The sequence below is a fragment of the Streptomyces sp. NPDC058008 genome (assembly GCF_042886395.1).
Lineage (GTDB): Bacteria > Actinomycetota > Actinomycetes > Streptomycetales > Streptomycetaceae > Streptomyces.
Genome location: NZ_JBHVQX010000002.1, coordinates 138,359 through 161,720, shown reverse-complemented (window position 1 = coordinate 161,720; position 23,362 = coordinate 138,359). Strand labels below are relative to the sequence as shown.

Genomic DNA, 23,362 nt, shown 5'->3' with positions numbered 1-23,362 from the left:
TCAGAGGGCCTGATCGGCACATACCCCGCACTCGGCACAACTTATCGCAGAAGGTGACGCATCGTACGTACGGGCGTACTCACCGCTGACGGGCCCGGTGCGGGCCGGGAGCGCGTCGCGGGTCCGGGCGCGCTACCCGCCGGACCGGCCGGACGAGGCGGGCGCCTTCCGGCGGCGACGGCCCGCTCGCTCGCGGTGCCGGGCGCGCTCCACGACCCGCCGCCGCGCCGGCCGGTTCCGCGGCGGGGCCCGGCGCCGCCCCCGGGACTCCTCGGCGGAACCCGCCGGCGTCCGCCGTCCGGGCTTCCGCCCGCCGGCCCGGCGTCCGGGGATTCCGGGGTTCCGGAGTCAGCACGGGTGCCGTCCCGGTGCCGCTCAGGCGCGCGAGGCCTCCCGCAGCCGCCGTACGGCTTCGGCCACGGCGGGGCGGTCCTGGTCCAGCCAGTCGACGGTGTCCGTCTCCTCCGGCGTGAGCCAGCGCAGCTCGTCGTGGCCCTCCAGCGGGCGGGGCTCACCGGACAGCAGCCGGACCGTCCACACACGGAGGACGTGACCGCGCTTCAGCGGCCACTCGCCGGGGATGCGCTCCAGGGGCTCCGCCTCCACCCCGAGCTCCTCCCGGAGCTCCCGTACGAGCGCCTGCTCGCCGCTCTCTCCCGGTTCCACCTTGCCGCCGGGCAGCTCCCAGCGGCCGGCCAGCTCCGGTGGGGCGCTGCGGCGGGCGGCCAGCAGCCGCCCACGGTCGCAGACGGCCCCGGCCACCACCACGGAATCACTCATGGGCCGGAGCGTAGCCGGTGGCCCCGCTCCCGCCGGGCCCTCCCTAAGGGCGCGCGCTCCGGCTCGTGCGCTCCACCCAGTAGAGCCGCTCGTTTCCGTGGCGGTGCAGACCGTCCGCGATCTTCTGCGCCTCGTCCTCCGTCGCGTAGCGCCCGACGCTGTACCGGTTGCCGTTGCCGTCCTGCCTGATCACCGACCAGGGGAGCATGGCGCCGTTGTCCGTCATGCCGTTCCTCCCCAGCATTCCGCCCCTCTCCCCACTGGCGTGCACGTCTCTAAGGATCCCCAGGAAACCGCAGTACGCATATGCCCGAGCGTACGCCTGACCTTCACTCAGCGGATGCGTGTTTACACAAAGAGATACGCATCCGGCCACACCAAAGGGGGCGCACTCTCCCGAATGCGCCCCCTCTGTGGCCTGTCACGCCCCCCGCGCGTCAGCCGGCCGGAGCGCGCACGACGGGCATCGGCATGAGCACCGGGCCCGCGGGCTCCTTGCGGCAGACGTCTCCGCACTCCGCGTCCAGCGAGCAGCAGAGCGAGCAGATGGGACCCGGCCTGACCGGGCAGTCCGCGATGTCGGGCAGCTCGTAGGCGGTCTCGCACACCGCGCAGGTGTGTGTGGCGGTGATGTCGGCGATCTCGACGCCGGGGCCGTTCACCGGGTTCGGACGGGCCAGGTAGTACTTCCCCTTCGTCAGCCAGGCGATCAACGGGCAGAGGATCAGGGAGAGTCCGGCCGCGATGAAGGTGGAGAAGGCTTCGGCGTACGTGCCGAACAGCCCGAAGAAGGCGAGGATCGAGACGGTCGAGGCGATCACCATCGCCCCGAATCCGGCCGGGTTGACGGCGTGGAGGTAGGCGCGCTTGAACTCGATGTAGCGGGGGCTCAGTCCGATCCGCTTGTTGATGACCAGGTCGGCGGCGACGGCCACGATCCAGGCGATGCCGACGTTGGAGTAGAAGCCCAGCAGCTTGTTCAGGGCCGCGAACATGTTCATCTCCATCAGCGTCAGCGCGATGACGAGGTTGAGGAAGATGTACCAGACCCGGCCCGGGTGCCGGTGCGTGATCCGGGAGAAGAAGTTCGACCAGGACAGCGATCCGCTGTAGGCGTTGGTCACGTTGATCTTGACCTGGGAGACGATCACGAAGAGCGCCGCGGCCGGAAGGGCGAAGGAGCCGAGCCAGGGCTTCAGGGCCTCGATCTGCGGCGCGATCGGCTCCAGGGCGTGTGTCTTGCCGACCGCCTCCAGCGCCACGAAGGCGAGGAAGGCCCCGCCGAGCTGCTTCGCGGCCCCGATGACGACCCAGCCGGGCCCCGCGGCGAGGACGGCGAGGTTCCACCGCCGCTTGTTGGCCTCGGTCCTGGCCGGCATGAAGCGCAGGTAGTCGGCCTGTTCCCCGATCTGGGCGATGAGCGAGAGCGCGACGCCCGTCCCGAGCCCGAAGGCGACCCAGGAGAAGCCGGGCGCGGCCCCCTCGGTGCCGGTGAAGGAGGTGAACGCCCCCCAGGAGCCGGGCGCTTCGACGGCGAGCACCACGAAGGGCAGCACCATGCCGATGATCCAGACCGGCTGGGTCCAGGCCTGCACCTTGGCCAGCGCGCCCATACCCCGGAACACGATCGGGATGACGATCAGCGTGGTGACCAGGTATCCGGCCTCGACCGGCAGCCCGACGGCCTGGTGCATGGCCTGCGCCATGATCGAGCCCTCGAGCGCGAAGAAGATGAACGTGAAGGACGCGTAGATCAGCGAGGTCAGCGTCGATCCGAAGTACCCGAAGCCCGCCCCGCGCGTGACCAGGTCCATGTCCAGGCCGTACTTCGCGCACGCCCGGGCGATCGGGATCCCGGTGAGGAAGATGATCGCCGCGGCGGCCAGGATCGAGGCGAGCCCGCTGGTGAATCCGTAGGTGAAGACGATCGACGCGCCGATCGCGAAGTCGGCGAGGTACGCGATGCCGCCGAGCGCCGTCCCCGCGACCGTCGAGGGCGACCAGCGCCGGAAGGAGTGCGGCGCGTAGCGGAGGGAGTAGTCCTCGCGGCTCTCGTCGGCGGCGAGCCTGGCGTAGCTGCGCCGGGGCGCCCCCGGGCCTTCCAGCGGCGCCTCGCCCGTCGCGGGCGTTGCGGTGTCCGTCATCGGTGGCTTCCCGTCCGTCGGTCCGGTGTGCGGTGACGAACGGGAAGTTAGGACTTGGACATGACAAGCCGTGGCGGCGGACGGTTGCCCGCCGGTTACGTGCGGCGGGCGGCCGTTAACTCGGCGTCACACGGGGCGGACACGGAGTCGCTCCCAGCGGTCACCACGGCCGCCCCACCTGTCACCCCTGCCGCACCGGGGGTCATCTGACCGGGAGATGGTAGGCAATCCGGTACCGGTCGGCGGGGACGACCACGTCGGCCGTCTCCACCGCCAGCCCCGAGGCGTAGTACGTCCGCCCGATCACCATCACCACATGGCCCGGCACCCCGCCGAGCGCCAGGAGTTCCTCCGCCAGCCCGGGGCGCGCGCCGACCTCCTCCGCCACGTTGTCCACGACGACGTCGATCGCCGCCATGCGCTCGACCACGCCGCAGCCGCCCAGCGGGCCCTCCTCGGGGAGCATCACCGGGGTGCGGCCGGTGACGGCCAGGGGCTCCCAGGACGTGGACAGCATCATCGGCTCCCCCGCCTCCCGGAAGACGTAGCGCGTGCGCATCACCCGGTCACCCGGCTCGATCCCGAGCCGCTCGGCGACCTCGGGGCTCGCCCCCTCCTGCTCGCTGCGCGACTCCCAGGTCCCGCGCGCCCCTTCAGCCGTCTGCTCCTGGCGGAACGGGCTGGCCCCGGATCCCGGCCGGTAACCGGAGCGGGCGATCCGGCGCGGGACCGGACGCGCGCGCACGTACGTGCCGGAACCCGACCGCCCCTCGACGAGCCCTTCGGCCATCAGCACCTTGCGCGCCTCCAGCGCCACGGTGTCCGAGACCCCGTACTCCTCGCGGATGCGGGCCTGCGAGGGCAGGCGCGTATGGGGCGGCAGCGCGCCGTTGACGATCTTCTCCCTGAGATCGCTCGCCACGCGCAGATAGGCGGGCTGCTCACCGAAAGGCACAGGCCACTCCCAACAGGTTGACAGACAGCAACAGCGTGACAACCGTGGGTTGAGTACCGCAAGCACGGGCCAGAGTTTCACCCGAAGTGATGATTCCCTGCCCACCAGCGCATACCTGGTGCAGGTATGCGTCGGACGCGCCCCGGCGCCCGATCAGCTCCGGTCCACGAAGCCGTGCGCCCACCGAGGGAATCCGGGTCACGCCCCGCCGCACGGGGCCGCACGCCGCGCCCGCCCACCGGAACGGGACGACGGGCCCGCGCCGGCGCCCGGGACCGGTCACCGGCCGGGCAGGGCCGGGCCGCGCCCGCCGCACCGGGACCGGATCAGGACACCGGGACCGGATCAGGGCAGCGGGACCGGATCAGGGGCCGGCCGGGGACTAGGTTCGTCCCATGGCCGACACCCCCCTGCCCGCCGCCTCCTACCTCTGCCCGCGGGACGGCTCCCGGTCCGGCTCCGCCCTGCTGGACTGGTGCTGTCCGGTGTGCGGCGGCCCCTGGGACCTCGACACCGGTCCACTGGCGCCGGTACCCCTCGACGCGCTGGCCGGACGGGTCGATTCGCTGTGGCGCTACGAGGAGGTCCTCCCCCTCGCCGGACCGGCCGCCGTCTCCCTCGGCGAGGGCCGGACCCCCCTCGTCCCGCTCACCGGCCATGTCTCGGCCAAGCTCGACTTCCTCATGCCCACGCTCTCCTTCAAGGACCGGGGCGCGGTGATGCTGGCCGAACTCGCCCGCAGGCTCTCCCCGGACCGGGTCGTCGCCGACAGCAGCGGCAACGCGGGGACGGCCGTCGCCGCGTACTGCGCACGGGCCGGACTGCCGTGCACCGTCTACGTCCCCGAGGGGACCTCTCCCGGGAAGACCGAGCAGATCCGCGCCCACGGAGCCCGCCCGGAGACCGTGCCCGGCGACCGCGAGGCCGCGTCCGCCGCGGCCCGGGCCGCGGCGGACGCCCCCGGCACCTTCTACGCCTCCCACGTCTTCAACCCGTACTTCCTGCACGGCACGAAGACGTACGTCTACGAGATCTGGGAGGAACGCGGCGGCACCCTGCCCGACGCCCTCGCCGTACCGGTCGGCAACGGCACGCTGCTCCTGGGCGCGGCCCTGGCCACCGCGGAACTCCTCGCGCACGGCCTGATCGACCGCCGCCCGGCCCTGATCGCCGTACAGGCCGAGGCCGTGTCCCCGCTGGCCGCGGCGTTCCGGGCAGGGGCCGCCGGGCTCCTCGACGACGGTCCGGGCCGGGCACTTCCCACCCTCGCCGAGGGGATCGCGATCCCCCGGCCGCCGCGCGCCCGGCAGATCCTCGCCGCCGTCCGGGATTCGGGCGGGACCTTCCTGACGGTGACGGAGGACCAGATCAGGGCGGCCCAGAAGGACCTGGCCGGCCGGGGCCTCTTCGTGGAGACCACCGGGGTCGCCTGCTGGGCGGCGGTGGGCGGCACGACGGACCGCAGCGTGGTCGTCCCGCTGTGCGGGGCCGGGCTCAAGACGGGCCTGGCGCCCTGAGGCCGGGCCGCGCGCCCGCCCTCACTCCGTCCAGTACGTGTCGTGCTTGATGAAGAACTCCGCCCGCTGCTTCTCCGGCCAGTCGGAGACCTGCCCCACCTTCTCGAAGTACTCCTCGCGGGGCGCCCCCGGGGTGAAGAGCAGCAGCATCGAGGCGGGCTCGTCGGAGTCGTTGCGGAAGGCGTGCAGGCCGCCCTGGGGGACGTACAGGAAGTCGCCCGGCGTGGTGTCGGTCCACCGTTCGCCGTCGTAGATCCGCACCGTCCCGTCGAGGATGAAGAAGGACTCGGAGATCGACCGGTGGAAGTGCTCCGCCGGGCCGCCCGCGCGCGGACCCATGTCGATCCGGTACAGCCCGAACTCGCCGTGCGTCGAGTCCGACGTGGCGAGGTAGTGGGTGCTGCCGCCGTCGCGTGTCAGCAGGTCCGGGGTGGTGCCGGCCGGGCGGTACCGCGCACTGATCTCGCCCGCGCCGTCCATGTGGACGGGATCCGGATAGGACATGTGGCGCTCTCCTGCCTCCGGCCGTGGACCGGCCGGCTCGTCCCGCGCGCCGCTACCGCCGCGGCGCTCAGGCGTTCCCTATTTTCGTACGGTGAGCCTCACGCGCTTCTCCGTTCTCGCGCCCCTGATCGCGGCGGCGCTGGCAGCACCGCCGCCCCCGCTCTCCCACGCGGCCGGGCCCGCCCCGGCCGCCGTGTGCGGCAGCCGGGGCGCTCCGCCGGACGCCTCGTGGGCTCCGGGCTCCACCACCTTCGGCGAGGCCCAGGGGTACGACCCCTACGTCGGCAACGGCTACCTGGGGCACCGGGTGCCCGCCACCGGCGCCGGATACGCCGCCACGGGCGGCAGGACGGGCTGGCCGCTCTACACACCACGGTACGACGGTGCCTTCGTCGCGGGGCTCTACGCCCGCGACCAGGACCTCGCCGGGGGCCGGGAGGTGATCGCCGCGCTGCCCTCCTGGACCACGCTCGACGTACGGGTCGGCTCCGAGACGTACGGCTCCGCCACGCCCGCCGGCCGCGTCTCCCGCTACCGCCAGACCCTCCACCTGCGCTGCGGCGTCGTGGTCACCTCCCTGCGGTGGACCACGGCCGACGGCCGCGCGACGGACCTGACCTACGAGGTGCTGGCCGACCGCTCCGACGTGCACACGGGCGCCGTACGCCTGCGGATGACCCCGCACTGGAGCGGCACCGCGACGGTGACCGGCCGGCTGGACGAGCGCGGGGCGCGCCGGGTCACGGTCGCGTCCGACGGCACCTTCCGCACGCTCGGCACGGGCACCGAGGGGGCGATCGTCCAGACCGGTTCCGGCGGGGGCACCCGCACGGCCCGGGTCGAGGCGGGCCGCTCGTACACCTTCGAGAAGTACGTGGGCGTCGACACCGCCCTCACCTCCCGCACCCCCCTCGCGGCCGCGCGGGACGCCGCGCGGCGGGCGGCCCGGCGCGGCTGGTCCGGGGTCCTCGCCGGCAACGCGGCGGCCTGGCGGACCGCCTGGGCCGCCGACATCGCCGTACCGGGCAGCCCGGACCTCCAGGCCTGGCTGCGGTCCGCCCGGTACGGGCTGCTCGCCGGCACCCGGCCCGGCGCGTCGGACAGCATCGCCCCGGCCGCTCTGAGCAGCGACAACTACGCGGGCATGGTGTTCTGGGACGCCGAGACCTGGATGTACCCGGGGCTGCTGGCCACCAGCCCGGAACTGGCCCGCTCCGTCGTCGAGTACCGCTACCGCACCCGCGACGCCGCCCGGGCGAACGCCCGGAAGCTCGGCCACGCCGGGCTGTTCTACCCCTGGACGAGCGCGAGCCGCGGACGTCTGGACTCCGAGTGCCAGAGCTGGGACCCCCCGCACTGCCTGACCCAGATCCACCTCCAGGGCGACATCGCGCTCGCCGTCTGGCAGTACTACCTGGCCACCGGCGACCGGGCCTGGCTGGCCGGGCGGGGGTGGCCGCTGCTGAAGGGGATCGCCGACTTCTGGCAGTCGCGCGCCACGGCGAACGCCGACGGCAGCTACTCGGTCAGGGACGTCGCGGGCCCCGACGAGTACAGCAACGGTGTCACCGACGGCGTCTTCACCAACGCGGTGGCCGCCACCGCCCTGCGCCACGCCACCCGCGCCGCCGCACTCCTCGGCCACCCGGCACCCGCGGGCTGGACCGAGGTCGCCGACGGGCTGCGCATCCCCTACGACGCCGAACGGAAGGTGTTCCTCCAGTACGCCGGCTACAACGGCTCGACCATCAAGCAGGCCGACACGGTGCTGCTGGTCTACCCGCTGGAGTGGCCGATGCCCGAGGGCGCCGCCGCCGCGACGCTCGACTACTACGCCGCCCGCACCGACCCGGACGGGCCCGCGATGACCGACTCGGTGCACGCGATCGACGCCGCCGCGACCGGTGAGCCCGGCTGTGCGGCCTACACGTACCTCCGGCGCGCCGTACGCCCCTTCGTGCGCGGCCCGTACCACCTCTTCTCCGAGGCGCGGGGGGAGAAGTCCGGCGCCCAGGACCCCCTCTCGGGCTTCCCGGCCGAGGACTTCGTCACCGGGAAGGGCGGCTTCCTCCAGGTCTTCACCCACGGCCTGACCGGGCTCAGGCTGCGCGAGGACGGCGTACGCCTCGACCCGCTCCTGCTGCCGCAGCTCAATGAGGGCGTGCGGCTGTCGGGGCTGCGCTACCGGGGCCGTACGTACGACGTCGCCATCGGCCCCCGGACCACCACGGTGCGGCTGACGCACGGCACGCCCTTCACCGTGCACACCCCGGCGGGCCCGCGCCGGCTGTCCGGCACCCTCACGCTCCCCACCCGCCGCCCCGACCTCGCCCCGACGTCGGACGCGGCCCGCTGCCGCCCCGCGACGGCCACCTCCGAGGCACCGGGCCTGTACGCCGAGGCGGCGGTGGACGGCAGCGGGTCGACCTCGTGGTCACCGGACGGTGCGACGGGCACGCTGACGGTGGCCCTGCGCCGCGTGACCCGGATCGCCTCGATCACACCGGACTGGACGGACACCGCCCCGGCCTCCCACACCCTGGAGACCTCTCTGGACGGCCGCACCTGGCGCCCGTACCGGCCGGGCGACGCGGCCCGCCAGGTCAGGCTGACGGTCAGTTCGGCGGACGCGGAGAAGCCGCCGGGGGTGAGCGGACTGACGGTCCGCGCACAGGGCGGCTGAGCGTGGGTCAGGCCGGCCGCCGCCGGTCCGGGTTGCGAACGGGGGTGGTCCTCGTGTTCGGATGAGGTGATGCACACTCCGCACCGCATCGACCCCCGTCACCACTCCCCTGACCGGCCCGCAGCGCCCCACGACCCCTACGACGAGCTCGGAGCCCTCGCCGGCCCTCCGCCGGGCGGGGTTCCCGGCGAGGACGCCGCCCGGCGGAGGGCCGGCCCGCGACCGGAACGGCCCCCGCGCGCCGCCGCCCACCGGGGCACCCGCCGGCGGCGGCGACGTTCCGGCGTGCTGCCACTGGCCGTGAAGGCGGTGGCGGGTCTGGTCGTCCTCACGGCGTTCGCCGCCCTGGCCGACCGCTGGGCCGTGCTGTACGCCGAGCGGAAGGCGGCGGACACCCTCAAGGGGCAACTGGACCTGGCCGCGGCCCCCGAGGTGGAGATCGGCGGCTTCCCCTTCCTCACCCAACTCGCCGGCGGGAAGCTGGACTCGGTGCGGGTGACGGTGCCCGACGTGGCGGCCGACCGGGTGTCGCTGGCGAAGGTGTCGGCCACGGCGCAGGACATCCGGCTGGACACCGACGGCCTCACGTCCGTACGCGGCGCCGAGATCCCGCGGGTGGACGGCGACGTCCTGCTGTCCTTCGCCGACCTCAACCGCGAACTGGGCGCCTCCCAGGTCTCGTTCACCGGCGAGGGCGGCAACCGGGTCAAGGCCCGGGGCACCCTCCCGGTCGCCGGACACGACCTGCGGCTGCACGCCGACGCGACGATCCGGCGGCAGGCCGACCGGGGCATCACCACGGAGATCGGCGGCATGCGCCTGGACATAGGCGAGCTGGCCACCTACCGCCCCGGGCCGCGCGCCTCCGACGGTCTGCACCTGACACGGAAGGCCTCGGCCGACCTCGCCCGGGAGACCCGCAAGGCGAGGGCGCTGCTGTCGGTCCCGGCGATCGTGCAGCGGCTGGGGGTGCCGGAGGCGACCGTACGCGAGAGCCTGGACGACGACGGCGAACTCGCGGAACTCACCGGCTCCCCGCACTTCGCCCGCCAGGCCCGGAGCCTCGACCTCATCGACCTGGCGAAGGACAACCCCGGGATCCTCCGCGCCCTGGGCCTGGACCCCGGCCTCCTGGACGCCCTGTCCCAGCTCACCCGCCCGGTCCTCGCCGACAGGCTCTCCCTGGCCTTCGAACTCCCGGAACCGCCGAACGGCGACCTACGGCTCCGGGACGTCCGCGTCGCGAAGGACGGCATCCGGGTACGCCTCACAGGCTCAGGACTGTCCGTGGGCACCCCCTGACCCAGCGACCGGGCAGCCCACACCACGGACGTCCAAGGCCGCCCGGGTCACCGCCAGCCGCCCACTTCCCACCCCGCCCAGGACGGCAAAGGGCAAAGGCCCGGCTCCGAAGGGCCGAGCCGGCGCCGACCTGCACGCGTCGGCCGGATCAGTGACGCGGCGGTGTTCGTGACCTCCCACACGTTGGAGCGGGTAGGTAGCGCAGGGCTGCGAGCTGCGGAAACGTCGGCCTCGAACCGTATATCCAGCACCCATCCAGCACAGTGCGAGTTCATCCAGCACATCCAGCACATCCAGCACGCGGAGCTGAAACGAAGGACGCCACCCGCCAGCCACACCCTTTGTGTACACATAGGACACATGGGACACTCGGTACACCTGAGCGCATGACGCAACCGTTGCCCATAGAGACCATCCGCGACGTACACGCGCATCTGGCGGAGGTCGTGGACCGCGCCGACCGCGATGACGTACCCACCGTGATCACACGCCGCAGCAAGGAAGTCGCCGCCGTCGTCTCCGTCGAGGTACTGCGCAGGTACCAGGAGTGGGAAGAGCGCGAGATCAATCGGATCATCGACGAGCGCATGGCCAACGCCGCACCCGGCATCCCGATCGAGGACGTCATGAGGGAGACGCTGGCGCGCCGTGAGTGAGTACCGAACGGACTTCCGCCCCGAGGCGCAGGCCGAGCTCCGGAAGATCCCGCGCGAGACGACGCTGCGCCTCCTGACCAAGCTGACCGAGCTGGAAGGCGATCCGTTCGACCTCACCGCGTCCGAGTTTCGGATTGATAGTGCCACCTGCCTACCAGCGTCCCCGACGTCGAATACTCCCGTCCTGAACTTGGCAGTGGCGGTCCGGTTCGAAGCAGCGTGATACCTCAAGAAAACCGAAACGGCTCGCCAGTTGAACTGGCGAGCCGTCACGGAGAATCGCGCCTAGCTGACAACCTCGGCGCTCAACTCAACCGAGAATGCGCCTGGAACATCAAGCGCTTCAATCACCGATTCTGCCGCTTCCGCGGAGAAGAGCGCCCGGGTCACACTGAGGAGGAATCCAGGTGTAGGTGGATGAAGCGCCTCCCGCTGCAGGGCGAATTTTTCCCCATTGGGCAACGCGAAGGCGAAGCACAGCCATTCGGCCAGATCGTCTACTGCGACATCCGGTCGACCCCAACGGCGATACAGTGCCATGAGGTCAAATTGCACTAGCGCCAAATATCGAATCTCCGTTAGCACTAGCTTTTCCTCTGGGATTCTCTGCAGGCCCGTAAGGTCCAACTCCATCGAGTAGCCTACCTTGTTGAAACGATCACGATCGGGATAGAAGCCCAATCTTTGCCATCAGAAGTGAAAGAATTGATGCCAGCGGCCTTACCGGCTTCCCATGCGGCATAGCCCGTCTTTTTTGATGCCGCGCCAGGTCGAACCGTGGTGTAGAACTCCACGCTTCCCGGGACGGAATTCTCGGACAGTGGGCCAATATGCGCCTGAGCCGCAGGATCTCCGCCGGTTCTAGGATAGGTCCCCCACAGTTCTTCCGACTCAACTGCACGAGCTGAAGCCGGGAGCCGTAGGAGCCGCCGTACGCCTCGCTGAACCCCTTGTAGTCCACCCGAACGGAAACCGGGACAGCATCCTGCGAGCGTCTTCCGCTGTCCGTGGGCTGGAGCGTGAGGAGCATCCCATGGGTGCCAGTCCTCTGCGCTTCGTCGTCGCCGAGTACTTGTACGTCAACGCTGGACGGGTCGGTTTCGGCGGTGGCCTTCGCCATCTTGCCGGGAGCCGCGCCGATGCTCACGGGGAGCTTGTCAACCCGTCGCAGCGACGGCGCTCCGGCCGAACTCCCCGACAGCTCGACGGTTCGTTTGGCGGAGACAGGACGCTCGGCACGCGGGGCCCGGGACGGTGTCCTGGGCCCAGGGCACACCAACAAAAAGAGGCGTATGCCGCTTTTCGATACAGAGTTGTGTGTACTGAAAAGTCATGATCAGAATGGATGTCACCCGGTCATGCCTACGGCGTTGACGGACCGCAGGTTGGAGTGCGCCGCATGACCCTGGCGGTCCGCCCATGCTGACCGCCAGGCTGGACGGCGGCGGGCGTTCGGGTAGCCAGCCATCGGGAGTTGGTGGCATTAGTCGCAGATACCGCGGTGATCGGCGCACGGGGCAGAGGCCAGGCGGGCCACGTCGGCGGCCAGCTGCTGATGGCAGGGGCGATCCGGGGCCAGTCACCACCCTGGGCGCGGGGTGCGCGGGCGATCTCCAGGGCGTCACGGTGGTCTCACCTCCGCGCGCGGAGACGTTTTACTCCCCTGCAATCTCACGCCTCTGCGTGAGATTGGAAAAGGCTCACTGCCGACTGCGGTGCTTTGGTGGTTAATGTGGATGCAGCAGTCACAGGGAGGCCAGTGGCACCCAAAATGAATAGGACGACTGAGACAGGGAGAGGGGAACCTTCGCCCTCGCATTCGAGGCCCACTTCAAGGACCGCGGAGGGCACCTGATGGGGGCAGGACGAACTCGTCCTGCCCCCATCAGTCACTTGTACTTTCGGGCTGAACTCCACCACATCACCGACGTGGTGGAGTTCAGACGTTGAAGCGGAACTCCACCACGTCGCCGTCCTGCATCACGTAGTCCTTGCCCTCCATGCGCGCCTTGCCCTTGGCGCGGGCCTCGGCGACCGAGCCTGTTTCGACCAGGTCCTCGAAGGAGACGATCTCCGCCTTGATGAAGCCCTTCTGGAAGTCGGTGTGGATCACACCGGCCGCCTCCGGGGCCGTGGCGCCCTTCTTGATCGTCCAGGCGCGGGCCTCCTTGGGGCCTGCCGTGAGGTAGGTCTGGAGGCCGAGGGTGTCGAAGCCGACGCGGCCGAGGGTGGCCAGGCCGGGCTCTTCCTGGCCCATGGACTGGAGGAGTTCGAGGGCCTCGTCGTCGTCCAGCTCGATCAGCTCGGACTCGATCTTGGCGTTGAGGAAGATGGCCTCCGCCGGGGCGACCAGGGCGCGCTGCTCGTTCTTGAAGTCCTCGTCGACCAGCTCGTCCTCGTCGACGTTGAAGACGTACAGGAAGGGCTTCGTGGTGAGCAGGTGCAGCTCGTGGAGCAGGCGGCCCTTCTCGGTGCCGGCCGTGATGCCCTGCGAGAAGAGGGTGTCGCCCGCTTCGAGGATCTTCTGGGCCTCCTCGACCGCGGCCAGGACCGCGACCTTCTCCTTCTGGAGGCGGGACTCCTTCGTCAGGCGCGGGACGGCCTTCTCGACGGACTGGAGGTCGGCCAGGATCAGCTCGGTGTTGATCGTCTCGATGTCGTCCTTGGGCGAGACCTTGCCGTCCACGTGGACGACGTTCTCGTCCTTGAAGGCGCGGATGACCTGGCAGATCGCGTCGGACTCACGGATGTTCGCCAGGAACTTGTTGCCCAGGCCCTCGCCCTCGCTCGCGCCCCGCACGATGCCCGCGATGTCGACGAAGTCGACGGTGGCGGGGAGCAGCTTCTGCGAGCTGAAGATCTCGGCGAGTTTGTCGAGGCGGGGGTCGGGGACGCCCACGACGCCGACGTTCGGCTCGATGGTGGCGAACGGGTAGTTGGCCGCCAGCACGTCGTTCTTGGTCAGGGCGTTGAACAGGGTCGACTTGCCGACATTCGGCAGGCCGACGATTCCGATCGTGAGCGACACTTTGGCGACTTCCTGAAGTGAGGAGCGGAGCTGCGCGGGCGGGCCCGGGAGTGGACCGATTCTCCAGTTTACGGGCGGGGCCGGGCGGCCCGTCACGGGTGCGGGGACGGGGGCCTCCGCGCGGCCGAACGGGGCTGTTTCGGCCGCATGGGATCGAACGCAACGCCAAGGTAGGCCAAAGCGCGTGTCCAACGCCCGAAAGAGTGCACTCGGCGACCTAGGTTGTCGGGGTGGAGCAGCACAGGACTCGTACCCCGCAGCGCAGGCAGCCCCCGCAGGGCCGGCCCGCCCCGCCCGCAGGTCTGGGCGAGGGCGCGGCCCCCGTCGGCCCGGTGCGGGTGTCGGTCTCCTCGGCGCCGGCGACGGGCACGGGTCGGGGTTCGAGGCCGGGCGGCGTCCCGCCCGTGGTCCTGGCGCTGCGCAGGTTCCCCGATCCTCGGCTGACCGGTATCGGCGCCGGGCTGTTCGCGGCCCTGACCATGTTCGTGCTGGCCTGCCTCGACCAGCTGCTCCTCGGCGGCTCGGAGCTCGTGTACGGGCTGCTGTTCCTGCCCGTCAGCGCCCTGACCGCGCTCTGGGTACGGCCCGCCGACCTGGTGACCGCCCCCATCATCGTGCCGATCGCCTTCGCGGTCGGCGTCATCCCGGTGTCCGGGGGCACGGGGGGCTTCGGCGGGCGGGCGATGGCCGTCGTGACCGCGCTCGCCGTCCACGCCGGCTGGCTGTACGGGGGCACGCTCGTCGCGGGTCTCATCGCCACCGTGCGGAAGGTCCGGCAGATGCGGGAGCGCCGGCGCCACCTGGCCAAGGCCGACCGGGCCACCCGCCGCCCCCGCCCGTAGGACCCGCCGCAGCAGGCCGCTCCCCCCGGCGTGGGAGCCGGGCCGCTCCCGCCCGCACAGCCCCAGCTTCCCGCTCCGCCCTGCCCCGTAGGGCAGCTTCCCGCCCGTAGCGCTACTTCCCCGCGGCCGCCATGGCCGCTCCGACGATGCCCGCGTTGTTCTGCAGCTGCGCCGGGACGATCTCGGCGCGTACGTGTTCGATGAGCGGCAGGAACTTCTCGGCCTTGCGGCTCACGCCGCCGCCGATGATGAAGAGCTCCGGCGAGAACAGCATCTCCACGTGGACCAGGTACTTCTGCACCCGGTGCGCCCAGTGGTGCCAGCTCAGGTCCTCGTCCTCCTTGGCCTTCGTGGAGGCGCGCTTCTCCGCGTCGTGGCCGTGCAGCTCCAGGTGGCCGAGCTCGGTGTTGGGGACGAGCTGCCCGTCGGTGAAGACCGCGCTCCCGATGCCCGTGCCGAGCGTCAGCATGATGACCGTGCCCTTGCGGTCACGCCCCGCCCCGAAGGTCATCTCGGCGATACCCGCCGCGTCGGCGTCGTTGAGGATCGTGACCGGCTGCCCGATGCGGTCGCTGAGCAGCGTCCCGGCGTCCGTGTCGATCCAGCCCTTGTCCACGTTGGCCGCGGTCCGGGTGACGCCGCCCGTGACGACTCCGGGGAACGTGATGCCGACCGGCCCCTTCCAGTCGAAATGGCCGACGACCTCGGCCACACCGTCGGCCACGCCGGTCGGCGTGGCCGGGTGGGGTGTCAGTACTTTGTGGCGCTCCTGCGCCAGCTCTCCGCGATCCAGGTCCACGGGCGCGCCCTTGATCCCTGAACCGCCGATGTCCACACCGAAGATCTCCATGTGATCCACGGTACGGGCAGGTGGCGCGGATCACTCCCCGGGTGGGCGATCCGGGCGGGCGCACCAGGGTCGCCCGCCGGAGGGCGCGTACGCCCTCGACGCCCCTGAAGCCCGCGCGCCCGGGTCGTCCACCGGCGGACGAGCGCACCGGGGCCGGCCACGGTGGGCCGGCGCACCCCGGCGGTCCACCGGAGAGCCCGAGCGCCCGGACCGTGTCGTCGGCCGGTCGGCCGGGCCCGGTCCGGGTGGTGTGTCCGCCACCCGGGCCGGTCCCCTGTTCCGCTACCTGTCAGCCCGCGGGGCGGCCGGGACTTGCCCGTCAGCCGACGAGGCGACCGGCACCGTTGCTCGTGAGCTCGTGAGGCGAACGGCACGTTGCCCGTCAGCCCGTGAGGCGACCGGCGGCGTTGCTCGTGAGCCGGCGAAGCAGCCGACGCGTCACTCCGCGGCGAGCGCGGCAGCCTCCGCGCGCAGGTCGCGGCGGAGCTCCTTGGGCAGCGAGAAGGTGATCGACTCGTCGGCGGTCTTCACCGTCTCCACGTCGCCGTAACCCCGCTCGCTCAGCCACTCCAGCACCCCGTCCACCAGGACGTCGGGGACCGAGGCGCCCGAGGTGAGGCCGACCGTCGTCACGCCTTCCAGCCAGGCCTCGTCGATCTCGGCGGCGAAGTCCACCAGGTGGGCGGCCGGCGCGCCGGCGTCCAGGGCGACCTCGACCATGCGGATCGAGTTGGAGGAGTTCTTGGAACCGACGACGATGACCAGCTCGGCGTCCTCGGCCAGCTTCTTCACCGCGACCTGACGGTTCTGCGTGGCGTAGCAGATGTCGTCGCTCGGCGGGGAGAGGAGGTTCGGGAACTTGTTCTTGAGCGCGCCGACCGTCTCCATCGTCTCGTCGACGGAGAGCGTGGTCTGGGAGAGCCAGACGACCTTGGACTCGTCGCGGACCTCGACGTTCGCGACGTCCTCGGGGCCGTCGACCAGCGTGATGTGGTCGGGGGCCTCACCGCTCGTGCCGATGACTTCCTCGTGGCCCTCGTGTCCGATCAGGAGGATGTCGTAGTCCTCCTTGGCGTAGCGGACGGCTTCCTTGTGGACCTTGGTGACCAGTGGGCAGGTCGCGTCGATCGTGGCGAGGTTGCGTTCGGCGGCCTCCGCGTGGACGGTCGGGGCGACCCCGTGCGCGGAGAACATCACGATGGAGCCCTCGGGCACCTCCGCGGTGACGTCGACGAAGATCGCGCCCTTCTTCTCGAGCGTCTGCACGACGTACTTGTTGTGCACGATCTCGTGGCGCACGTAGATCGGCGCCCCGTACTGCTCCAGGGCCTTCTCGACGGCGATCACGGCGCGGTCCACGCCCGCGCAGTAGCCGCGGGGCGCGGCGAGCAGGACGCGGCGGCTGTCACTGCTGCGCGAAGCGCCTCCGCTCGGGACGGTGGCGGGTGACGGGCTGGGCGTTGCAGTCATGCGTCCCATCGTAAGGCCGTACCGAACAGGCGCCGGATCCCTGGGGTCGCGAGACTGGGGCGAACGCAATCCAGCGACGGAGGCTTCATGGCGGGCAGCGGAAGCAGCGCGGACGAGGGAAGGCTGCGGCGGACACTGGGGTTCAGGGACCTGGTGGTCTACGGGCTGCTGTTCATCGCCCCCATGGCCCCGGTCGGCGTGTTCGGCACCCTGGACGCGAAGTCCCACGGGGCCGTTGCGCTGGTGTACCTCGTGGCGACCGTGGTGATGGCCTTCACCGCCTTCAGCTACGCCCAGATGGTCCATGTGGCGCCCCTCGCCGGTTCGGTCTTCGCGTACGCCCGCAAGGGGCTCGGGGAGGGCCCCGGGTTCATCGCCGGCTGGATGGCGATGCTCGACTACCTGCTGATCCCTGCGGTCGCCTACCTCTTCTCCGGGATCGCGATGAACGCGCTGGTCCCCGAGGTGTCCCGGTGGGTGTGGACGGCGATCGCGGTCGTGGTGACGACGCTGCTCAACCTCTGGGGCGTACGGGCGGCGGCCCGGGTGGGTTTCGCGGTGCTCGCCATGGAGATCGTGGTGCTGCTGGTGTTCGTGGTGTCGGCGGTGGTGGTGCTGGCCAGGGACGGGGCCGAGCGCGGCTGGCTGTCCCCGCTCACCGGGGACACCGGGTTCTCGACGACCGCGGTGCTGGGGGCGGTGTCCGTCGCCGTGCTGTCCTACCTGGGCTTCGACGCGATCGCCTCGTTCGCGGAGGAGGTGACGGGGGGTTCGGCGAAGGTGGCGCGGGCGGTGCTGTTCTGCCTGGTGCTCGCCGGGGCGCTCTTCGTCGTCCAGTCCTACCTGGCGGCGCTGCTGGAACCGGTGAGCTCGGCCGAACTCGCGGCGGACCCGGTGAAGCAGGGGTCGGCGTTCTACGACGCGGTGGACGTCTCGGTCGGGACCTGGCTGCACGACCTGGTGGCCGTCAGCAAGGCGATCGGGGCGGCCTTCGCGGCGCTGGCGGGGCAGGCGGCTGCTGGCCGGCTGGTGTTCGCGATGGCCCGGGAGCGGCGCCTGCCCTCGCTCCTGTCCCGGGTCGACGCCCGTTCCGGGGTACCGCGCGTGGCGATCGCGGGGGCCGCGGTGGTGACGATGGTCGCGGCGGTGTGGGCGGCCCGGCAGGACGACGGTCTCGACCATCTCGTGTCGGTGGTGGACGTGGGCGCGCTCACGGCGTTCGTGCTGCTGCACGCGTCGGTGGTGGGCTGGTTCGCCGTGCGCCGGATGGAGGGTCCGCCGAGCTGGTGGCGCCACGTGCTGATGCCGGTGGTGGGCGCGGCCATCCTGATCGCGGTGATCCTGGAGGCCACCACGAGCGCCCAGCTGGTGGGGCTGTGCTGGCTGGGGATCGGACTGGTGGTGCTCGCGGTGCAGTGGGGGCGGCGGGCCGCCTGATTGTCGGTACCGGCCGCTACGCTCGCCCGTATGGCTCTCTCTACGTCCCCGGAAGCCCCGTTGCCCGTCGGCGACGTGTCGCGGCTGATCGGCGGGTGGATCGACCGGCTCGGCGCGGTCTGGGTGGAGGGGCAGATCACCCAGCTGTCACGCCGGCCCGGCGCCGGGGTGGTGTTCCTGACGCTGCGTGATCCGTCGCACGACATCTCGGTGAGCGTCACGTGCTTCCGGCAGGTCTTCGACCGGATCGCCGATGTGGTGACGGAAGGCGCGCGGGTCGTCGTCCTCGCCAAGCCCGAGTGGTACGCCCCGCGGGGCCAGCTGTCCTTGCGGGCCACGGAGATACGTCCGGTGGGCATCGGCGAGCTGCTGGTGCGGCTGGAGCAGCTGAAGAAGTCGCTGGCGGCCGAGGGGCTGTTCGCCCTGGACCGCAAGAAGCCGCTGCCCTTCCTGCCGCAGCTGATCGGCCTGGTCTCCGGGCGGGCCTCGGCCGCGGAGCGCGATGTGCTGGAGAACGCCAGGCGGCGCTGGCCCGCGGTGCGCTTCGAGGTGCGCAACACGGCGGTGCAGGGGGTGCACGCCGTGAATCAGGTGGTCCAGGCGGTGCGGGAGCTGGACGGGATGCCCGAGGTCGACGTGATCGTCGTCGCGCGTGGCGGCGGCAGCGTCGAGGACCTGCTGCCGTTCTCGGACGAGGCGCTGATCCGGGCGGTGGCCGCGTGCCGCACGCCGGTGGTCTCCGCCATCGGGCACGAGCCGGACTCGCCGCTGCTCGACCTGGTGGCCGATCTGCGGGCGTCGACGCCGACGGACGCGGCGAAGAAGGTCGTCCCGGACGTGGGCGAGGAGCTCGACCGCGTCCAGCAGCTCCGGGACCGGGCCCTGCGGACCGTGCGCGGGCTGATCGACCGGGAGGAACGGGGGCTGGCGCACGCGCTGGGCAGGCCCTCCATGGAGCGGCCGCAGCGGATGGTGGACGAGCGGGAGGCCGAGGTGGACGCGCTGACCGGTCGGAGCCGCAGGGTGCTGGGACATCTGCTGGACCGCGCCGACTCCGAGCTCGCGCACACCCGAGCCAGGGTGGTGGCGCTGTCGCCGGCGGCCACGCTGGAGCGGGGGTACGCGGTGCTTCAGCGGCCCGACGGCCATGTGGTGCGCTCCCCCGCGGACGCGGGGGAGCCGGGCGGGGAGCTGCGGGCGCGGGTCTCCGAGGGCGAGTTCACCGTACGGGTCGCCGAAGTAGCGGACGTCGCGGAATGAGGGCCCTGGTTTGTCGGAGGCCGCGCATAGGGTGGTCGGCATGACGACGGACGACGGGACGACGGCTGCCTCGACGGGCACGCTCGGGTACGAGCAGGCGCGGGACGAGCTGATCGAGGTCGTACGCCGCCTGGAGGCGGGCGGCACGACCCTGGAGGAGTCGCTGGCCCTGTGGGAGCGCGGCGAGGAGCTGGCCACGGTGTGCCGGCGCTGGCTGGAGGGCGCGCGGGCGCGGCTGGACGCGGCGCTGGCACGCCCCGAGGAGCCCACCCGGGAACCCGGCGACACGGACTGAGGAGCCTCGCGCCCTTGACCCCGGTGGCACGGAGCTGAGGAGCCTCGCTCCCTTCAACCCGGTGGCACGGAGCTGAGGAGCCCGCCACGGGGGCCCGGGGCGGCACACGGACCGAGCAGCTTGCCGCGAGGGGCCCGGGGCGGCACCCCCTCCGGAGCCGGCGGAGCTGCTCGTGACGGTTTCGGCCCGAGGGCGTTCCTGGGGCAGGTGAAGGTTCGAGTTCAGGCCGGGGCCGCCGAGGCGACGCGGCGAAGGCGCGCTCCGGCCGTGCGAAGGTCCGGGATGCGGCGACAGCACGCGGTCCGGCCCTGGCCCGGAAGCGATTCGGGGTGCGGCGAAAGGTGCGCGGTTCGGGGCCGGGGCCCGGACGTGCCTCGGGGGCGCGGGGCGCGCGCGGCGCCGATGGGCTCTTCGGCCCGAGCGCGCTCCTTGGGTACGAAGACGGCGGCCGGTCCGGCCCTGTCCCGGAAGCGGTTCGCGGCACGGTGAAGGTTGCGCGGTTCGGGCCGAGGCCCGGACACGCCTCGGGGCCAGGGACGGGTGGGCGCTTCGACCCGAGGGCGCTCCTTGGGTACGGAGACGGCGGCCGGTCCGGCCCTGTCCCGGAAGCGGTTCGCGGCACGGCGAAAGATATGCGGTTCAGGGCCGAGGGCCGAACATGCCCTGGGGGAGCAACGAAAGGCACGCGGTTCGGGCCGAGGGCGCTATCGGCGTCCGGCGTCCGGCGTCCGGCGTCCGGCGTCCGGCGTCCGGCGTCCGGCGTCCGGCGTCCGGCGTCCGGCGTCCGGCGTCCGGCGTCCGGCGAGGGTTGACGGTTCGGGCCGGGGCGTCTCGGATGGGGCTTGTGGAGTCGATCACTCCAGGCCAATTTAGTTTAAAGTTAATCTATCTGTCGGTTACGGTGAGGACGTCACTCGACCTGTATCCGTCCGGAAGGTAACGCTCCAGATGTCCCTCGTTCTTGACCCCGCCGCCCAGGACCTCCTCTTCCGCGAGGCCCGCACGGCCAACACGTTCACCGACGAGCCGGTGACCGACGAGCAGGTCCAGGCGATCTACGACCTGGTCAAGTACGGCCCCACCGCCTTCAACCAGTCGCCGCTGCGCGTCGTCCTGGTCCGCTCGGCCGAGGGCCGCGAGCGTCTGGTCAAGCACATGGCCGAGGGTAACCGGCCGAAGACCGCGACCGCCCCGCTGGTCGCCCTGCTCGTCGCGGACCACGAGTTCCACGAGGAGCTCCCCGCTCTCCTGCCGCACTTCCCGCAGGCCAAGGACGCCTTCTTCTCCGAGCTCCCGGTCCGCGAGCGGTCCGCCTCGCTGAACGCCTCGTTGCAGGCCGCCTACTTCATCATCGGCGTCCGCGCCGCCGGTCTCGCCGCGGGCCCGATGACCGGCTTCGACGCCGCGGGCATCGAGAAGGAGTTCCTGGACGGCGACCACAAGCTGCTCATGGCCGTCAACATCGGCAAGCCCGGCGACGACGCCTGGTTCCCGCGCCTGCCGCGCCTGTCGTACGACGAGGTCGTCACCACCGTCTGATCCCCCTCCGCGACCGGACTCCGGGGCCGGACCGCACGGACCGGACCGCACGGACCGGACTCCAGAGGCCTCCAGAGGCCGGGGCACAGGGACCCAACCCCGCGCCCCGGACTCCAGGAACCGGAGCCCGGGGAAGACCCACCCGCCCCGGAGCGGCCCCGGACCCACCGGACCAACGGCCCAGCGGCGGGCTCCCCGGAGCAGACGAAGGCCCCGCGCCGCCGAGCGTCGCGGGGCCTTCGCACGTCTCCGCCCGCCCGGCGGCCTCGCGCACGGTCAGGAAGCGGCGGGAGCCTCGTCGGCAGGGGCGTCGGTGGCAGGGGCGTCGGTGGCGGGGGCGTCCGTGCCGGTGGCGGCGGGGGCCGTCTTCAGCGCCGCGGCCATCTCCGCCAGCCGCTCCGCCGGGGCCGAGCCGGTGACCACCGTCGTCACGTCGTCGGCGTGCAGCACCAGCGCGTCGTACTTCGGGCCCTTCCAGACCTCCCAGGACCGGCCCGACACGTCGCGCGTCCGGCCGGTGTTCTCGGCGTCCTGGCTGACCTGGGGCACGTACTTCTTCGCCGGGGTCGTGGACTGCTCCACGGCCACGTACCGGTCGTCGGGGTCGAGGAAGCCGAGGTGCCAGCCGGAGCCGTTGCGGCCCTCGTACGAGACGGAGGTCGGCTTCCACCCCTCCGGCAGCCCGTCCGGCGCCGCCACCGGGTACGGCGCGGCACGGCGGGCCGTCGCGAGCTCCACCCGGTAGTCGACCGCCTTGATCGGATCGGCCTTGTCGTCGTGCGGGATGAAGATGTAGACGACGCCCGCCACTGCGGTGATCACGAGCATCGACAGGATCATGTCCCGGACGGTCTGCTTGCCTCGCTTGCTTGCCACGGACTCAATGGTGGCATGGGCCTCCGGGCGCCCGGCCATCGGGCGCCCGCTCATACGTGACCCGCCCTGCTCATTTTATCGACCTACCGATAGAGTCACAGGACCCTCATTTCCGGTCGTCGTCGTACAGAAAGGTGCGCTCCGATGTCCGAGCATCATCTGCCGTCCCAGCTCGAGGTCTCCCCGGAGGCTCCCGACCGCAACCTGGCCCTGGAACTGGTGCGCGTCACCGAGGCCGCCGCCATGGCCGCCGGGCGCTGGGTGGGCCGCGGCGACAAGATCGGCGCCGACGGTGCCGCCGTGAAAGCCATGCGTACGCTCGTCTCCACCGTGTCGATGAACGGCATCGTCGTCATCGGCGAGGGCGAGAAGGACGAAGCCCCCATGCTGTTCAACGGCGAGCGCGTCGGTGACGGCACCGGTGCCGAGGTCGACATCGCCGTCGACCCGATCGACGGCACCACGCTCAACGCCAAGGGCATGCCCAACGCCATCGCCGTACTGGCCGCCGCCGACCGCGGCGCGATGTTCGACCCGTCCGCCGTCTTCTACATGGACAAGCTGGTCACCGGCCCCGAGGCCGCCGACTTCGTCGACATCAACGCCCCCGTGTCCGTGAACATCCGGCGCGTCGCACGGGCCAAGAGCTCGACGCCCGAGGACGTCACCGTCGTCATCCTGGACCGGCCCCGGCACGAGGGCGTCGTCAAGGAGATCCGGGAGACCGGCGCGCGGATCAAGTTCATCTCCGACGGCGACGTCGCCGGGTCGATCATGGCCGCCCGCGAGGGGACCGGCGTCGACCTGCTCATGGGCATCGGCGGCACTCCCGAGGGCATCATCTCGGCGTGCGCCATAAAGTGCCTCGGCGGTGTCATCCAGGGCAAGCTCTGGCCCAAGGACGAGGCGGAGCGGCAGCGCGCGCTGGACGCCGGCCACGACCTGGACCGGGTCCTGTCCACCGATGACCTCGTCAGCGGCGACAACGTGTTCTTCGTCGCCACCGGGATCACCGACGGTGAACTGCTGCGCGGTGTGCGGTACCGCGCGGAGACGGCCACCACCGAGTCCCTGGTGATGCGGTCCAAGTCGGGCACGATCCGGCGGATCGACTCGACGCACCGGCTCTCGAAGCTGCGCGCCTACAGCGCGATCGACTTCGACCGGGCCAAGTAGCCGCGGAGGCACGCCGGTGGGGGCCGTCCGGCCGGGCGGCCCCCACCG

General features: G+C 71.7%; 21 protein-coding genes. 11 read left to right on the top strand and 10 right to left on the bottom strand.

The window, feature by feature from the left end:
- Positions 1-375: 375 nt before the first annotated feature.
- From ACFVS9_RS02475 to ACFVS9_RS02460, 4 genes are all read right to left on the bottom strand, one after another.
- On the bottom strand, positions 376-780 hold the full coding sequence (locus ACFVS9_RS02475) for a (deoxy)nucleoside triphosphate pyrophosphohydrolase (protein WP_389929582.1): 405 nt from the start codon (positions 778-780) through the stop codon (positions 376-378).
- Positions 781-823: 43 nt separating this feature from the next.
- Complete coding sequence (locus ACFVS9_RS02470) at positions 824-1,006, bottom strand: SPOR domain-containing protein (RefSeq protein WP_383116234.1); 183 nt, start codon at positions 1,004-1,006, stop codon at positions 824-826.
- A 211-nt stretch (positions 1,007-1,217) separates the two neighbouring features.
- Complete coding sequence (locus ACFVS9_RS02465) at positions 1,218-2,924, bottom strand: purine-cytosine permease family protein (protein ID WP_383116235.1); 1,707 nt, start codon at positions 2,922-2,924, stop codon at positions 1,218-1,220.
- A 202-nt stretch (positions 2,925-3,126) separates the two neighbouring features.
- Positions 3,127-3,879, bottom strand: a complete 753-nt coding sequence (locus ACFVS9_RS02460; protein ID WP_383116236.1) for a GntR family transcriptional regulator — start codon at positions 3,877-3,879, stop codon at positions 3,127-3,129.
- 395 nt (positions 3,880-4,274) lie between these two features.
- Between ACFVS9_RS02460 and ACFVS9_RS02455 the strand changes: the two genes are divergently transcribed.
- Entirely contained in the window at positions 4,275-5,396 is a 1,122-nt protein-coding gene (locus tag ACFVS9_RS02455; RefSeq protein WP_389929580.1) for a threonine synthase, read from the top strand.
- A gap of 21 nt (positions 5,397-5,417) precedes the next feature.
- Here ACFVS9_RS02455 and ACFVS9_RS02450 read toward each other — a convergent pair whose 3' ends face one another.
- Positions 5,418-5,900 (bottom strand): cupin domain-containing protein, encoded by a 483-nt coding sequence (locus ACFVS9_RS02450; protein WP_383118491.1) that lies wholly within the window; start codon positions 5,898-5,900, stop codon positions 5,418-5,420.
- A gap of 91 nt (positions 5,901-5,991) precedes the next feature.
- Between ACFVS9_RS02450 and ACFVS9_RS02445 the strand changes: the two genes are divergently transcribed.
- The 4 genes from ACFVS9_RS02445 (at position 5,992) to ACFVS9_RS02430 (ending at position 10,764) form a co-directional block, all read left to right on the top strand.
- Complete coding sequence (locus ACFVS9_RS02445) at positions 5,992-8,583, top strand: discoidin domain-containing protein (RefSeq protein ID WP_389929578.1); 2,592 nt, start codon at positions 5,992-5,994, stop codon at positions 8,581-8,583.
- Between the two features lie 69 nt (positions 8,584-8,652).
- Positions 8,653-9,885: a DUF2993 domain-containing protein gene (locus tag ACFVS9_RS02440; RefSeq protein ID WP_389929576.1), complete on the top strand. Its 1,233-nt coding sequence runs from the start codon at positions 8,653-8,655 to the stop codon at positions 9,883-9,885.
- A gap of 386 nt (positions 9,886-10,271) precedes the next feature.
- Positions 10,272-10,541 (top strand): type II toxin-antitoxin system prevent-host-death family antitoxin, encoded by a 270-nt coding sequence (locus tag ACFVS9_RS02435; protein ID WP_389929574.1) that lies wholly within the window; start codon positions 10,272-10,274, stop codon positions 10,539-10,541.
- A complete protein-coding gene (locus tag ACFVS9_RS02430; protein ID WP_389929572.1) occupies positions 10,534-10,764 on the top strand; it encodes a hypothetical protein in 231 nt (76 codons plus the stop codon). The genes ACFVS9_RS02435 and ACFVS9_RS02430 overlap by 8 nt, the downstream gene beginning before the upstream one ends.
- Positions 10,765-10,826: 62 nt before the next feature.
- Here ACFVS9_RS02430 and ACFVS9_RS02425 read toward each other — a convergent pair whose 3' ends face one another.
- Positions 10,827-11,081, bottom strand: coding sequence for a hypothetical protein (locus ACFVS9_RS02425; protein WP_389929570.1), 255 nt, complete (start codon positions 11,079-11,081; stop codon positions 10,827-10,829).
- 1,399 nt (positions 11,082-12,480) lie between these two features.
- On the bottom strand, positions 12,481-13,569 hold the full coding sequence (gene ychF / locus ACFVS9_RS02420) for a redox-regulated ATPase YchF (RefSeq protein ID WP_383118497.1): 1,089 nt from the start codon (positions 13,567-13,569) through the stop codon (positions 12,481-12,483).
- 230 nt (positions 13,570-13,799) lie between these two features.
- Here ychF and ACFVS9_RS02415 point away from each other — a divergent pair, with 230 nt between their 5' ends.
- On the top strand, positions 13,800-14,411 hold the full coding sequence (locus ACFVS9_RS02415; RefSeq protein ID WP_383118498.1) for a DUF6542 domain-containing protein: 612 nt from the start codon (positions 13,800-13,802) through the stop codon (positions 14,409-14,411).
- 112 nt (positions 14,412-14,523) lie between these two features.
- Here the strand turns inward: ACFVS9_RS02415 and ppgK are convergent, their stop codons facing one another.
- Entirely contained in the window at positions 14,524-15,261 is a 738-nt protein-coding gene (ppgK, locus tag ACFVS9_RS02410) for a polyphosphate--glucose phosphotransferase (RefSeq protein WP_383118499.1), read from the bottom strand.
- Positions 15,262-15,699: 438 nt separating this feature from the next.
- Complete coding sequence (locus ACFVS9_RS02405; RefSeq protein WP_389929566.1) at positions 15,700-16,740, bottom strand: 4-hydroxy-3-methylbut-2-enyl diphosphate reductase; 1,041 nt, start codon at positions 16,738-16,740, stop codon at positions 15,700-15,702.
- Positions 16,741-16,818: 78 nt separating this feature from the next.
- On the opposite strand from ACFVS9_RS02405, the gene ACFVS9_RS02400 reads away from it, so the two are divergent.
- The 4 genes from ACFVS9_RS02400 to ACFVS9_RS02385 all read left to right on the top strand — a co-directional run bounded on the left by ACFVS9_RS02400 (position 16,819) and on the right by ACFVS9_RS02385 (position 21,262).
- Entirely contained in the window at positions 16,819-18,168 is a 1,350-nt protein-coding gene (locus tag ACFVS9_RS02400) for an APC family permease (RefSeq protein ID WP_383118501.1), read from the top strand.
- A gap of 30 nt (positions 18,169-18,198) precedes the next feature.
- On the top strand, positions 18,199-19,428 hold the full coding sequence (gene xseA / locus ACFVS9_RS02395; RefSeq protein ID WP_389929564.1) for an exodeoxyribonuclease VII large subunit: 1,230 nt from the start codon (positions 18,199-18,201) through the stop codon (positions 19,426-19,428).
- Positions 19,429-19,468: 40 nt separating this feature from the next.
- Positions 19,469-19,723 carry an exodeoxyribonuclease VII small subunit gene (locus ACFVS9_RS02390; RefSeq protein ID WP_383118503.1) on the top strand — a complete coding sequence of 85 codons (255 nt, stop codon included), beginning with the start codon at positions 19,469-19,471 and terminating at the stop codon, positions 19,721-19,723.
- Positions 19,724-20,671: 948 nt separating this feature from the next.
- Positions 20,672-21,262: a malonic semialdehyde reductase gene (locus ACFVS9_RS02385; RefSeq protein ID WP_383118504.1), complete on the top strand. Its 591-nt coding sequence runs from the start codon at positions 20,672-20,674 to the stop codon at positions 21,260-21,262.
- Between the two features lie 276 nt (positions 21,263-21,538).
- Here the strand turns inward: ACFVS9_RS02385 and ACFVS9_RS02380 are convergent, their stop codons facing one another.
- Positions 21,539-22,192, bottom strand: coding sequence for a DUF4245 domain-containing protein (locus ACFVS9_RS02380; protein ID WP_389929562.1), 654 nt, complete (start codon positions 22,190-22,192; stop codon positions 21,539-21,541).
- 90 nt (positions 22,193-22,282) lie between these two features.
- On the opposite strand from ACFVS9_RS02380, the gene glpX reads away from it, so the two are divergent.
- Entirely contained in the window at positions 22,283-23,314 is a 1,032-nt protein-coding gene (glpX, locus tag ACFVS9_RS02375; RefSeq protein WP_203182245.1) for a class II fructose-bisphosphatase, read from the top strand.
- Positions 23,315-23,362 lie beyond the last annotated feature (48 nt).